General features: G+C 43.6%; 13 protein-coding genes. 6 read left to right on the top strand and 7 right to left on the bottom strand.

Translation table 11 applies throughout. The annotated features are described in order from the left end of the window. Window positions 1-18 precede the first annotated feature (18 nt). Window positions 19-645, bottom strand: a complete 627-nt coding sequence (gene imuA, locus ACLD71_RS15320; protein ID WP_411991242.1) for a translesion DNA synthesis-associated protein ImuA — start codon at window positions 643-645, stop codon at window positions 19-21. Window positions 646-866: 221 nt separating this feature from the next. On the opposite strand from imuA, the gene fbp reads away from it, so the two are divergent. Then, a complete protein-coding gene (gene fbp / locus ACLD71_RS15325; protein WP_137672964.1) occupies window positions 867-1,883 on the top strand; it encodes a class 1 fructose-bisphosphatase in 1,017 nt (338 codons plus the stop codon). 2 nt (window positions 1,884-1,885) lie between these two features. Here the strand turns inward: fbp and ACLD71_RS15330 are convergent, their stop codons facing one another. Continuing rightward, window positions 1,886-2,704: a DUF1853 family protein gene (locus ACLD71_RS15330; protein ID WP_411991243.1), complete on the bottom strand. Its 819-nt coding sequence runs from the start codon at window positions 2,702-2,704 to the stop codon at window positions 1,886-1,888. A gap of 136 nt (window positions 2,705-2,840) precedes the next feature. Between ACLD71_RS15330 and ACLD71_RS15335 the strand changes: the two genes are divergently transcribed. The 3 genes from ACLD71_RS15335 (at window position 2,841) to ACLD71_RS15345 (ending at window position 4,137) form a co-directional block, all read left to right on the top strand. Then, a complete protein-coding gene (locus ACLD71_RS15335; protein ID WP_137672962.1) occupies window positions 2,841-3,044 on the top strand; it encodes a DUF2517 family protein in 204 nt (67 codons plus the stop codon). Window positions 3,045-3,121: 77 nt separating this feature from the next. Then, the gene (locus ACLD71_RS15340; protein ID WP_411991244.1) at window positions 3,122-3,874 is read left to right on the top strand and encodes a Nif3-like dinuclear metal center hexameric protein; all 753 of its coding nucleotides are present in this window, start codon (window positions 3,122-3,124) and stop codon (window positions 3,872-3,874) included. A 71-nt stretch (window positions 3,875-3,945) separates the two neighbouring features. Next, window positions 3,946-4,137, top strand: a complete 192-nt coding sequence (locus ACLD71_RS15345; RefSeq protein WP_137672960.1) for a bacterioferritin-associated ferredoxin — start codon at window positions 3,946-3,948, stop codon at window positions 4,135-4,137. Window positions 4,138-4,150: 13 nt separating this feature from the next. Here the strand turns inward: ACLD71_RS15345 and ACLD71_RS15350 are convergent, their stop codons facing one another. From ACLD71_RS15350 to cdd, 3 genes are read right to left on the bottom strand one after another with little or no spacing between them, the layout of a single operon-like run. Next, complete coding sequence (locus ACLD71_RS15350) at window positions 4,151-5,512, bottom strand: hypothetical protein (protein ID WP_137672959.1); 1,362 nt, start codon at window positions 5,510-5,512, stop codon at window positions 4,151-4,153. A 2-nt stretch (window positions 5,513-5,514) separates the two neighbouring features. Then, a complete protein-coding gene (purT, locus tag ACLD71_RS15355; protein ID WP_137672958.1) occupies window positions 5,515-6,690 on the bottom strand; it encodes a formate-dependent phosphoribosylglycinamide formyltransferase in 1,176 nt (391 codons plus the stop codon). A 10-nt stretch (window positions 6,691-6,700) separates the two neighbouring features. After that, window positions 6,701-7,546: a cytidine deaminase gene (cdd, locus tag ACLD71_RS15360; RefSeq protein ID WP_411991245.1), complete on the bottom strand. Its 846-nt coding sequence runs from the start codon at window positions 7,544-7,546 to the stop codon at window positions 6,701-6,703. 170 nt (window positions 7,547-7,716) lie between these two features. Between cdd and ACLD71_RS15365 the strand changes: the two genes are divergently transcribed. Then, a complete protein-coding gene (locus ACLD71_RS15365) occupies window positions 7,717-9,450 on the top strand; it encodes a glycoside hydrolase family 36 protein (protein ID WP_411991246.1) in 1,734 nt (577 codons plus the stop codon). Between the two features lie 18 nt (window positions 9,451-9,468). Here the strand turns inward: ACLD71_RS15365 and ACLD71_RS15370 are convergent, their stop codons facing one another. Continuing rightward, window positions 9,469-10,011 carry a hypothetical protein gene (locus ACLD71_RS15370; protein ID WP_137672955.1) on the bottom strand — a complete coding sequence of 181 codons (543 nt, stop codon included), beginning with the start codon at window positions 10,009-10,011 and terminating at the stop codon, window positions 9,469-9,471. A gap of 77 nt (window positions 10,012-10,088) precedes the next feature. Continuing rightward, window positions 10,089-11,501: an exodeoxyribonuclease I gene (gene sbcB, locus ACLD71_RS15375; protein ID WP_411991247.1), complete on the bottom strand. Its 1,413-nt coding sequence runs from the start codon at window positions 11,499-11,501 to the stop codon at window positions 10,089-10,091. 202 nt (window positions 11,502-11,703) lie between these two features. Here sbcB and ACLD71_RS15380 point away from each other — a divergent pair, with 202 nt between their 5' ends. Then, window positions 11,704-12,477 (top strand): dienelactone hydrolase family protein, encoded by a 774-nt coding sequence (locus tag ACLD71_RS15380; RefSeq protein ID WP_411991248.1) that lies wholly within the window; start codon window positions 11,704-11,706, stop codon window positions 12,475-12,477. Window positions 12,478-12,590: the final 113 nt, after the last annotated feature.

The raw sequence follows: 12,590 nt of genomic DNA on the forward strand, positions 1-12,590 counted from the left end.
TGCATCATTAGCACCGGCTTAATTAAGTCGTGGCATGCTTTGCTCGTAGAGCGGCGCGCCACCACGGCGTTTTAGCAGGTGGTAGTTAATTTGGTTAGGCGCCTTACTAGGGTGTAGGGCCATTCGTACACTGGCGCTAGAGCTTTGCTGTTGTTGCTGTAGCGGTCTAAATAAATAACTTAGGCTGTCGCCTTGTTCTGCAGCCAGTTGTAAACGGCGACTGGCTTTTAAATCTAAGCCATCTACCCAACCTAATACCGCACTGCATGAGCCACTTTTTAAGGCTTGCTCAATGGTCCACGTTATATCGCAACATTGCTCTGGGCGAATAACAATGACTTTGCTTATGTCTACGCCATGTTGTTGTAGGGCAGGCGCGTTAGGCATAAATGGCGGTGCTACCCAAATGATCCAGCGAGATTGTTGGCTCAATTTTGCCAGAGCAGGAAGCAGCAACTGTAATTCGCCAATACCGTGTTGCTGATAAAGCACCTCGGTAATACCGCCTTGTGACCAGCCATGGTTAGGTAGCTGTTGGTCAAGCTGTTCAAAGCCACTTGAATGAACGTCAAGATGACTGTGTTGCCATTGGCTGCCTTGCCATACCTTGTTGCTTTGTAGCAGTTGTTCAATTTGTTGTGCCATTGTTCGCTCCATGCTCTAAGTCAATGTCGAAGTTTAACTGTGTTTATATACAGTGTATGGATATACAGTATTACCTGTTCAAAGAATTTGCAAATATTTTTTTCAACTATATGTATGACAATTAGTCCTCGGCGCTAGTAATTTTTCGTAAATACTTGCAAAATAACATTGAGGACTGAAAAGGTTTTCATTAGGAAGCGTGCTAATAAATAGGGATAAAAATGATAACTCTTGGTGAATACATAATAGAAAAACAACACCAGTTTCCCGATGCAACAGGGGAGCTAACCCAGCTGTTGGGGGCTATTCGTTTAGCTTCTAAAGTCGTTAACCGTGAAATCAACAAAGCCGGCCTGGTTGATATTATTGGTGCCACGGGCATTGAAAACGTTCAAGGAGAGGTACAACAAAAGCTAGATTTGTATGCGAACGAGAAATTTAAAGCGGCCTTAGAAGCCCGTGGTGAGGTATGTGGTGTAGCCTCTGAAGAAGAAGATGAGTTTGTGAGTTTTGATAGCTCGCGCTCCATAGACAGTAAATACGTCGTATTGATGGATCCTTTAGATGGTTCGTCGAATATTGATGTAAATGTATCAGTAGGCACTATTTTTTCTATCTATAAGCGTATCAGTCCCTGTGGTACGCCTGCAGTATTAGAAGATTTTTTACAGCCGGGTAACCAGCAAGTGGCAGCAGGTTATGTGGTATACGGCTCCTCAACCATGTTGGTATATACCACGGGTCATGGGGTTCACGGTTTTACTTGCGACCCATCGCTAGGGGTGTTTTATTTATCTCACGAGAATATGTCCATTCCAGAAGATGGTGTGATTTATTCGATTAACGAAGGTAACTATCTTAAGTTTCCAACGGGCGTGAAAAAATACCTTAAGTACTGCCAAGAAATAGAACCGGACACTAAGCGCCCATATACCTCGCGCTATATTGGCTCGTTGGTCTCTGATTTTCACCGTAATTTATTAAAAGGCGGGATTTATATATATCCTTCTACGGCTTCGGCACCAGAGGGTAAGTTACGCTTATTATATGAATGTAACCCAATGGCTTTTTTGATTGAGCAGGCAGGTGGTAAAGCCAGTGATGGCTTTGATCGGATTATGGATATTGTACCTAGCGAGCTTCATCAGCGTATTCCGTTTTTCTGCGGCAGTACCCAGATGGTAGAAACCGTAGAAGGCATGATGCGTGAATATTCCTCTGAAGAGCGAAAGCGCTAAATTTACCGGCTATGTTGCTTAGCATTTGCCCTAACGAGCCAATCGTTAGGGCAAATGAATATTCGTTTAGCAGATTGTTGGCCATTTTTAGGTAGATACAACTGTACTGGTCCTTTACTGAGGTCTAAGTCTTGTTCACATTCGCTGAGATGATAAGCCGCTGGATTTAACCATTGCTGCTTAGTTAAACGCTTCCACTGGCTTTGCTGCATGTGTTGCCAGTGCTGAAGGTCATACCAATGAAGATCTTGTGGTTGAGTGTGATTAGGATCAGCAAGTTTAAATAAATAACCCGGTAATAAGATTCGTTGTTTAAATGTGTAATTAGTGTAGGGGCTGCGCAGTTTTTGAATCTGCGGATGACGGCCAAGCGGCACCTGCTTTAGCAATAGTTTACTGAGCTTACTGTTGAGCCGATCCTGCTGGTTGGGCCCTAAATAATGTTCACTCTGCGGAGGTGATTGAGTAGCTAGGTAAAACTTTACCGCCAGTTCCCAATGTTCTATCTGTTGCTGCGAATGATTAAGCAATAGAAAATCGATAGCTCCTTGAGTGCGACCATCTTGTTGCACTGCTACATTGTCGGCCAATAATTGCCAATCGGGGTGAAGCGCAATTAAACTGCGCCACAGTTGCTCAAAGTACAAACCTAAGCGAGGATTAACATCAACTTGCTCGGCTAATGCTAAATGCTGCTCTACTGCTTGTTGCCAGCTTTTCTGCCAACCCTTATCTACGGTAAAAGGAAGCGGGTGAATACCTAGCAGAGCAGGGGCGTGTAAACACCAACGTAAATCCTCAATGAAACTCTGCCTATCCAAAAATGTTACTCCTTTGTTATTTTTTTACATCTTTTTAAAGCAATAGCTTTTTATTTCGACGTTTTCCACGGTTTTTGTAGTTTTATTACTAAATGTTGGCTACTATTTAGTGGTCAAACCAGTCGAGGTGTTCGAAATGAGTAAGCAATTTTCTACCAGCATTATCATCGTTCGTCGTATCGCGTTATTTCTAGTTGGCCTCGTGTCTTTCCCTTTTGTAGCAATGGCTGGTGTTAGAGCGCCATTTTACAGCGCGTTACATCGCCAGTGGATCAAACGTAACGATCGTCCAAGCTGGATGCAACAAGCAGAGCAAAACAGCCAGTTTGTATTGTTTTAAGTAAAGCCTACCAGCTAAAGCTTGTTTCTGATCGGGTCTGCTACTTACAATGTGCCAAACCATTGTGAGTTAATGTAATGAAAAATACCCGATTAGAAAACATATTAAACCAGCATTTAGAAAGCGTTAAGTTTAAAGACTATTGCCCTAATGGTCTGCAAGTAGAAGGCCGTGAGCAGGTTAAGCGAGTGGTTACAGGTGTTACTGCCTGCCAAGCCTTAATTGACCAAGCTATTGAAGTAAACGCCGATGCTATATTGGTTCATCATGGTTTTTTCTGGAAAAACGAAGCTGCAGTCGTTACCGGTATGAAGCGCCGTCGTCTACAAGCGTTGTTAAATCACGATATCAACCTTTATGCTTATCACCTCCCATTAGATGTTCATCCCGAACTAGGCAATAACGCACAGTTAGCCAAGCGTTTGGGGATTACTTTAAAACGCGGTTTAGAGCCGTGGGATCCACGCAGTGTGGCAATGGTAGGCAAGCTCGCCGAACCTGTCTCAGGTGAAGCTTTTGCTGAGCGTATTGAACAAGTATTACAGCGTAAGCCTTTACACATCTCCAATCAGAAAAGTATTCAGAAAGTCGGTATTTGTACTGGTGGTGGTCAATCATATTTAACATTGGCCGCAGAGCAGGGCTTAGATGCCTTTATTAGCGGTGAGATATCGGAAAATACCGTACATACCGCCAGAGAGATGGGCATTGACTACTTTGCGGCGGGTCACCATGCTACCGAGCGCTACGGCGCACAAGCATTAGGTGAGTGGTTGGCTGCAGAGCATGGTCTTGATGTCAGCTTTATTGATATAGATAATCCAGTATAAACTGAAAAAGATATTGCGAATGATAATGGTTCGCAATATAATTGCTGTATTGTTATTAGTGAGGTGCAGCAATGTTTGTATGTTTATGCCACGGAGTTACCGACAAGCAAATTAAAGAAGCGGTGCAGCAAGGCTGCGAAAGCTTAGCCGATGTACGAGAAAAGCACGGTGTTGCGTCGCAATGTGGTAAATGTGCCAGAATGGCTAAAACCATCATTGATAAAGAATTAGAAATAACCCCAAAATACTACGAAGTAGCCTAACGTATTGGGCTACTTACTCCGCATCATCGCGGTGGATCAGCAAGTCAAAACCTTTATCCCGCCAATATTGAATCAATTCAGATTGTACTCCTAGGATCGCCAGCGACACTTGCTGATCTTGGCAGCGTTGTTTTACGCTTTGCCAAAAAGCGCGGTTATCATTATTCACGTTTAGCAAAATCCACATATCCAGTGAAATCACTAATACATCTACTAAATCTAATACCGTAGGGTGGTTTTTGAGTTGAGCTACTAAGTTAGGCTGCCAAGCTAATTTTACTTGTTGTTGCTTAATTCTTATCAGGCTCGACAAATTATCCATGGGAAATTCAGGGCTAAAGGCCAGCATGATGTTGCTATAGTGCTTGGCAATACACGTTAGCTCTATGTTGTTTTTTAACAGCTCATATTTGAAGTGATGCCAATACACCGCGTTAACCGGTTCACTAAATTCGAGTGTTTCGTCGCTTTGGCGCTGCGTTTCTGGCCAGTCCCAATATCCTATTAGTTCATTTTCATAGGTACAATGAATTAAGTAGTGGCTATGTTTAGTAGTATGGCTGAGCTGATTAAGTTTATGTCGATAAAGCCGGAAAAATTGACGGCTAAGGTAGGCAACTTGATGCGTAAACTGGTTATAAAGCAAAGACGTATAAAGGTTTAAACCATAGTGTTTAGTGAGCAAGGTAATGCTGTTTTTAAGGGTAGATTGTTCTTGAAACAATAAAAACAAGCCAGGACGGTGTAACACTGAGGCGAGACTTTCTATCACGTCGATGATTTCTGGGTCATCATCAAATACCGATACCACTACCAAATTTGCCTGCTGCAATAGCATTTGCACATTGTCTTGTTTAGCTTGCCAGGTATGGGTTTCGCCAAACCCTAGGTTTTTCATCTGCTGTTGTAAATCTTGGTCTGCCACTGGGCTATAAATGTAGACCGATTTGTTCGCTGCCCACTCACGATATTGCGCATTAATTGAATTACACCAATGGGTAAACTGCTCAATCAACTCTTGTTGGCTTTCGCAGTAAGTAAAGTCCGGTAAATTAAAGGCCATATTGGGCATTTGCCCTACCAAAAATACCGAAATCTGCGATTGTTCTTCTAATAAACCCGCTAATAACGTGAGTTGGTTGCTATCAAGCTGAGCGCAGTTAAATACAATGGCATCAAATTCATTAGACTGCTGCAGTTGTAACTGCAATTCGTCAATTTGCGTGACTTCTACATTTTCTAAGGGATAGTGAGATGGGATGGCAGTTTGCTGAAACCACAATATTCTGAGTAATTTTGAGGAGACAGGGGTGGTACTTGGCGCCAGTAATAGCGCCAATTCATCGTCATTTATGGAAAATGACCCCGAGGTCATGCTTAGTAAGTGACCTTAACCTTAGCGGCTACGTGCTTAGCGTTAGTTACCGCTTGCTCGATGCTGTCGCTAAGATTTAGCGCTACGCCTAAACGGCGCTGGCCATTAATATCTGGCTTGGAGAATAAACGCAATTGGCTGTCGGGGAAATCTAAAGCCTCGGCTAAACCACTATAGCGAATATTTTCTGAGTTACCGTCGCCCATAATGACAGCAGAGGCGCTGGCGCCAAACTGGCGAACTTGTTTAATCGGTAAACCCAATATGGCTTTTGCATGTAAGGCAAACTCAGATAAGTCCTGAGAAATTAGGGTAACCATACCGGTATCATGGGGCCGCGGTGATACTTCACTAAAGAACACTTCGTCACCTTTAATGAATAGCTCTACACCAAATAAACCATAACCACCAAGTTCGGTGACAATTTTACGCGCTACATCTTGAGATTTAGCTAATGCTTGCTCAGACATGGCTTGAGGCTGCCATGACTCACGGTAGTCGCCGTCTTCTTGGCGATGACCAATGGGTGCACAAAAATGAATACCGTCTACTGCACTAACGGTGAGCAGGGTAATTTCGTAATCAAAATCAACAAAGCCTTCTACGATAATTCGGCCCGCGCCAGTACGGCCGCCTTCCTGTGAGTAATCCCAAGCGGCGTTGATTTGGCTGTTATCACGTAGCGTCGATTGGCCTTTACCCGATGAACTCATTACCGGTTTAAGTACGCAGGGCAAACCTACATTGGCAACGGCCTGTTGGCATTCTTTTAAGCTATCGGCAAATTGATAAGCAGAGGTCGGCAAGCCTAGTGTTTCTGCTGCTAAACGGCGAATACCTTCGCGGTTCATGGTGAGTTGCGTAGCGCGAGCGCTAGGGGTAACAGCAAAGCCTTGCTGCTCCAACTCAACTAAAGTTTGGGTTGCTATGGCTTCAATTTCTGGAACAATGTGCTGCGGTTGTTCTTTTAATATCAGCGCCTTAAGCGCTTCGCCATCAAGCATATCAATCACATAACTGCGGTGAGCTACGTGCATTGCAGGAGCATTGGGGTAGCGATCTACCGCGATAATCTCAACGCCGTAACGTTGTAATTCAATGGCAACTTCCTTGCCGAGTTCGCCAGCTCCGAGCAATAACACTTTCGTTCCAGAAACGCTTAGCGCAGTTCCTAACATTTAAATACTCCTACGTTGAAGGGTAGCTATGGTGGACCATAGGTTTTTGAGAATGTTCCGCAAAATTCTGTAATTCTTGCTTAAAGCTGAATTGATTGTCCTTATGTTCCCATAATTCGAAACGTTCTACTTTGTCTAAGCTCAGATGATTTAGCGTTAGCTGTGATAATAAAGTGAGAAGCGGCGAGAGAGAAGGGTTAAACGCAACGTTTTCTAGGTAACAGCTCCAAGCGAGCACTTTGTCGCCAGCGTAAGCAAACATCGCACTTTGTACTTGGGTGTAGGGCGCGTAGCTGGCTTTTGCAAAATCGGGCGCTTTTGAGGCGGTGCTTAACGCTAAACGGGCTAGCGGAGTAGTAACACCTAAATCTTCAGGACCAAAGGATTGTGGTAACAACTCTGGAAAATTATAGCTCTGCTGATTAAAGCGAACACTTAGCTGATTGGCATTGGCTAATTCATTAATGAACTGGCGGCAATAACCACAGGGCGCAGCGTTAATCACTAAGTGAGTGAGTTCGCTGGCTTGGTGGCTTAAGGCATTAAAAATCGCGCTTTGTTCGGCGTGCAAGCTGCCTGTGAGCGGGCCATAGGCTAATTCGTAATTAGCGCCTAAAAACAGTTGTTGCTGTTTATCTACTGCTACAGCACCAACATTAAAATTAGACTTGGGTGCAAAAGAGAAGCTCGCGGCTAACGGTAATAGTCGCTCGGCTAATTCAATTGTCGTGCAGTTTAACCTTTGGCAAAGTGCAGCAGTTTGTTTGCTATTTAAGCGACTTGGTATTAGTTCACTATTAACAACCGTTTTTAGCGCATTGAGCAGAGATAGATCTTGTGGGGTGGTTTCAGACATATTATCGTTCCCTTTATTTTGTCGAAGCTAGCAAGAAATCATGATTTAGTCATGATTAGTTTGCTAAGGCTTCGATTATAATCTGCCGCAATCGTGTTTACTGAAGATAGATCACTAATATCTAAGGTAGAGACTAGCGTGTAATTTATTGTAACTAAAGGTGTTGATAAGTGTTTTCTAACTTAGACTCTGTTCTTCAATTGGTTCGCCAGTGGCAACTGCCTTCGCCACAACATCAAATCTTATACACCCCGCAGTGGGACAAGCAACAATGTGTGGTACGAATCGACAACTTGTCTGCGAATAGTTTGCAATTGGGTCCAATTGATTTGTTTTCAGGACAATTACCTGAGAACGCCCAATTTCATGGTGAAGGGTTTCAAATGCTGGCGCAAAATTATGGTAGCGCCCAGAACATTACTGCCATTGGTCGTTGCCCTGATGCTGGTGAGTATCGCTTAAGTGAAGACCGCGATCATTTCACCGCTTACAATCAGTTACTTATTGAGTGTGACGGGCAATATACCCTTTTAGGTTTTAGTTCCTGCGAGCGTTTTAATGGCTACTTTAAAGTGTACCCTGATGGTCGATTGATCATTGGTATTGATACCGATACCTTAGCTGTAGCTGCTCGTCACCATATAACGAGTGAAAGCTTGTTTGTGGGCCACAATGCTAGCCGCGAAGTACTGCTTGAAGAATTTGCGGAGGCTATTGAGCAGCAGCACCCACGCCTACAGTGGCCGAGTAAACCAAACGGTTGGTGTTCTTGGTATCACTATTACGCCGATATTAGCGCCGCTGATATTGAAGAGAATTTACAGCAATTAATTAGCCCTCATGATCAACTTGAGTACTTATTAATTGACGACGGTTACCAAGAGTTTATGGGGGATTGGTTATACCCTTCGGAGCGTTTCAGTGGCGGGGTAGAAAGCCTATGCAAGCGGATTCGTGAAAAAGGTAAAGAGCCTGCCATTTGGGTGGCACCGTTTATTGCCCAAGCTGAATCTCGTTTGTTCCAACAACACCCAGAGTGGTTTGTAAAAAATCAATTTGGCCAACCCTTAGCGGCTGAAGAAGTTACTTATGGCGGCTGGCGCTGTACACCTTGGTATGTGTTAGATACCACTCAGCCAGAAGTGAACCGTTACCTACATGATGTATTTAGCCATATGTACCACCATTGGGGCGTGCGTTACTTTAAATTGGATGCCATTTACTGGGGTACTCTGGCTAAAGGTTATCGAGCCGATCCCAATAAAACACGTATTGAAGCCTATCGTATGGGTATGGAAACGATTAATAAAGCGTGCAATGGTGATGCATATATCTTGGGCTGTAATGCGCCAATGTGGCCGTCGTTAGGTTTAGTTCACGGTATGCGTATCGCCGATGATGTTGATCGAAACATTGGCCGCTTTAAGCAAATTGCTAAAGAAACGTTTTTCCGCAATTGGCAAGACCAACGTTTATGGCATAACGACCCAGATTGTGTGACTTTAAATAATATTCCACATCAGCAAACTAACGCCGCCGCTTACAATTGGCACCGTATAAGTGTGTTGGCCAGCAGCGGGTTAGTATTTTCTGGTGACCGCCTAAATCAGCTAAATGCTCAACAGCGCGACGTGCTAACAGTACTAGAGCAAAATAGTGCAGACGCCGCACGTTTTGACGATTTTTCTTTGCAACACGCAAAGCAATATCAACAACAGCAGTTAGTGCGCCAATACTGGTTTAACTGGAGCGAGCAACAAAGCTTACATATAGAGATTGAGCTTGATAGTGAGCAGTGGCAAGTTCTATGGGCAGATGCTGACTTCACGGTGCAAGGCAAGGGTAATAAACAAACTATTGTTTTAGTGCCAAACAGTGCAGTGGTATTTGAAAGAAAAGCGTAGTTGCAGCTGAAAGTGGGTTTAGTACTTAAATTCTAAGCCCACAGAGAAGTTACTGTCGCCGTAACCTGGTATGTCGTGACTTGAAACAATGGTTTTCATTGACACCTTGTCATTGAGTGGCGCAACAAAACCTAAACCTACGGCAATATCAGTTTTGTCTACCAAATAAGACATTTGACGTTGTCCTAGGCTGTGGTAAATCGAGTCTTCATGAAGTTGGTTATATACCGAATACTTAGGGTCGTAAATGTGACTAAATAACTCTACGCGAAAAGAATTAAAAGGGGTTTGAATTACCGGTACCGCCACCATGTCGTAAAGCTCTGATTTAGAGAAATAACTATTAGTGAGAGTGGGGGAGAAATCGGTATCTTCGTAAGTCTTTTCGAAAATATCGCCTAATAGAGCAAATTGCTCAGCACTTAAACGAAGTAAAGAAGACGGGCGTAAGGATAAATGTTCGTCGGAAGAGAAGCACGGGGAGGAAAAACATAAAGTCATAGCGACAGCAATACTTGCTGTTGATGCTACCGACAATTTTACCTTCTGAGCCATTTCCATTGAATTTTCTTGTTCATCCCTAATGCGCCGCCAATTATAACCTAGTCGGCGGAATAAAGTAGCATTTTGCTCACGTTTTAAAGGTTTTCTATATAGTTATGCAGACTTTTTAACACATTTATCTTATTAGTATCATTTTGATACTCGTTCATTAGCATTTCCAACTCTGGATAAACCACCGCAATTTGCTCGGCCAGTGTGGCTTGGCGATGGGCTTGCCATTGCTGTAATTCGTTTTCGCTTAAGTATTCGGGGTAATTACGCCCTTTAAAACGTAAAATCAAACGGTTCAAGCGAGGGTCACTAAACTGAAACTGCTGTTTAGTAATTAGCTGCGGATCACTCGATCTTAATACCTGCATCAGGTTTTTATCTGCATTGCCCACAAAGCCTTTATATAAAGAGGTATCTGGGTTGTCGTCTTCGGCAAACTCGCGCTCAATGGCGAATACTTGATTAAGTTTTGTTTCTATTTGCGGCTTGTTTCGTACCATTAAGTCTAAGCTTTGACGGCACTGGCTGCGATTAAGGCCAAGCTCTTCGGCGCGTTCAGGTGTTAGTGTACTGGCGGGGGCTAACACTGGGCACTTGTTGGTATGAATTAGCTTCACCGGAATGGGAAGCTCACCATCGGCCAAATTAGCGTGTGAAGTATAAAGGCGTTGGTGAATTTGCTCCGCGCTTAACTCAAGCAATACACTGGCATCTTTATTTAAATCGACCACTATCATGGCGTTTTTATTTACTGGATGCCAGGCAACTGGCAATACCCATGAAGCACAGCCTTGAGCGGCGCCAAACATACCTGATATATGCACCAGTGGTTTGTTATTAAGTAAATCAAACTGCTGAGCCACTGCTTTTTTGTTACGAAGGTTAAGCAAATAGCTAAATAGTTTAGGTTGTTTGTCTTTAATCAACTTAGCCATAGCGATGGTGGCGTACACGTCTGATACCGCATCGTGTGCATTGGCATGGCTTAGGCCATTTGCTGCTGTTAGCAACTCTAAGCGAAAGCTCACTAGGCCTTCATCGTTAGTTGGCCATTCAATGCCTTCTGGTCGAAGCGCATAACATGCCCGCACCATGTCTATTAAATCCCAGCGCGAATTGCCATTTTTCCATTCACGCTCATAAGGGTCTAAAAAGTTACGAAATAGAGTGTAACGCGTAACTTCATCATCAAAGCGAATACTGTTATAGCCAACACCACAGGTGCCAGGAACGCTGAACTCTTGATTTATACGCGCAATAAAATCACTTTCAACCAGGCCTTTTTTTTGCGCCAACTGTGGGGTGATACCTGTTACTAAACACGCTTGAGGGTGAGGTACATAGTCATTTGGCGGCTGACAAAACCATTCGATAGGTTTACCGATAGGATTAAGATCCCAATCTGTTCGAATTGCAGCAAACTGACAAGGGCGATCTTTGCCCGGATGAATACCAAAGGTTTCGTAATCGTGGAACAGAAAAGTGTTGTCGCTCATGAACTGTTTTTAATCTTGTCGCTGTAAGTAAAAGCTATATCGCTAACCATAACACAAATCTGTTTGAGGTCGCTTGAACGGTGCAATAAACGCTTAGTTTGCTTAGCTTTTCGCCAAAAGTTTTTGATTTATCCGCCACAGAAAACTTTTCTACTACACTGTGCGTATTGTTAGAGCAAACTACACAACTCAGGGATATGCAATGAAAACGCTCACTCTACTCGGTGGCATCATGCTCGCTTCAAGTGCTAACGCAACCATGGTTAGCCAAACGGTAACCCATACTATTGGTGATAAAAGTTTCGAATCTACCTTAGTATTTGATGATGCGAAGAAGGATCTACCGGCTATTCTGATGGTTCCAAATTGGATGGGCCCCACCGAAGGCTCGTTAACTAAGGCAAAAAAAATAGCAGAAATGGGCTATGCGGTAATGATGGCCGATGTCTATGGTACTGATGTAAGACCCTCTAATGCAGATGAAGCAAAAGTGGCGGCAACAGCGCTTCGCAGCGATAGACCCTTACTACGTGCTAGAACTAAGGCTGCGCTAGATGCGATGAAAGCCAATTTGCCCAGTGCAAATACAGACGCCGATAGAGTCGGTGCAATCGGTTTTTGCTTTGGCGGTGGCGCGGTGCTTGAATTAGCGCGTGCGGGCGAAGCCATCAATGGTGTGGTGTCTTTTCACGGTAACTTAGATACCCCGAATCCTATAGACGCTAACAACATCACTTCGCCTGTATTAGTGCTGCATGGCGCTATAGACCCTTTTGTTCCGGCAAAACAAGTGGCCGATTTTGAGCAAGAAATGAGCGCAGCAAAAGTTGATTGGCAGTTTGTGGCCTACGGCGGTGCAGTTCACTCTTTTACTAATCCAGCTGCTGCAATGACCGGGAAAGCGGAATATCACCCTAAAGCAGCAGCGCGCTCATTTATTGCCATGGATAACTTTTTTGCTGAATCTTTCAATTAGAGTTGAGAGAGTTTTAGTTAAACGCCCTTAATTAATAAGGGCGTTTTTATTTAGCTAAAGTAGTAAGCTTATCTTTTGAATTTAATTGATTTTTAGCTTTATGGCCTAAGCAT

Origin of the sequence: Agarivorans sp. DSG3-1, from assembly GCF_046774965.1 — a bacterium.
Lineage (GTDB): Bacteria > Pseudomonadota > Gammaproteobacteria > Enterobacterales > Celerinatantimonadaceae > Agarivorans.

Excerpts from the sequence above, each read along its gene's own strand:
- ACLD71_RS15345 (WP_137672960.1), top strand. The coding sequence starts at position 3,946 with ATGTTTGTATGTTTATGCCACGGAGTTACCGACAAGCAAATTAAAGAA.
- cdd (WP_411991245.1), bottom strand. The coding sequence starts at position 7,546 with ATGTCTGAAACCACCCCACAAGATCTATCTCTGCTCAATGCGCTAAAA.
- ACLD71_RS15340 (WP_411991244.1), top strand. The coding sequence starts at position 3,122 with ATGAAAAATACCCGATTAGAAAACATATTAAACCAGCATTTAGAAAGC.
- purT (WP_137672958.1), bottom strand. The coding sequence starts at position 6,690 with ATGTTAGGAACTGCGCTAAGCGTTTCTGGAACGAAAGTGTTATTGCTC.
- ACLD71_RS15350 (WP_137672959.1), bottom strand. The coding sequence starts at position 5,512 with ATGACCTCGGGGTCATTTTCCATAAATGACGATGAATTGGCGCTATTA.
- ACLD71_RS15335 (WP_137672962.1), top strand. The coding sequence starts at position 2,841 with ATGAGTAAGCAATTTTCTACCAGCATTATCATCGTTCGTCGTATCGCG.
- imuA (WP_411991242.1), bottom strand. The coding sequence starts at position 645 with ATGGCACAACAAATTGAACAACTGCTACAAAGCAACAAGGTATGGCAA.
- sbcB (WP_411991247.1), bottom strand. The coding sequence starts at position 11,501 with ATGAGCGACAACACTTTTCTGTTCCACGATTACGAAACCTTTGGTATT.
- ACLD71_RS15380 (WP_411991248.1), top strand. The coding sequence starts at position 11,704 with ATGAAAACGCTCACTCTACTCGGTGGCATCATGCTCGCTTCAAGTGCT.
- fbp (WP_137672964.1), top strand. The coding sequence starts at position 867 with ATGATAACTCTTGGTGAATACATAATAGAAAAACAACACCAGTTTCCC.
- ACLD71_RS15370 (WP_137672955.1), bottom strand. The coding sequence starts at position 10,011 with ATGGAAATGGCTCAGAAGGTAAAATTGTCGGTAGCATCAACAGCAAGT.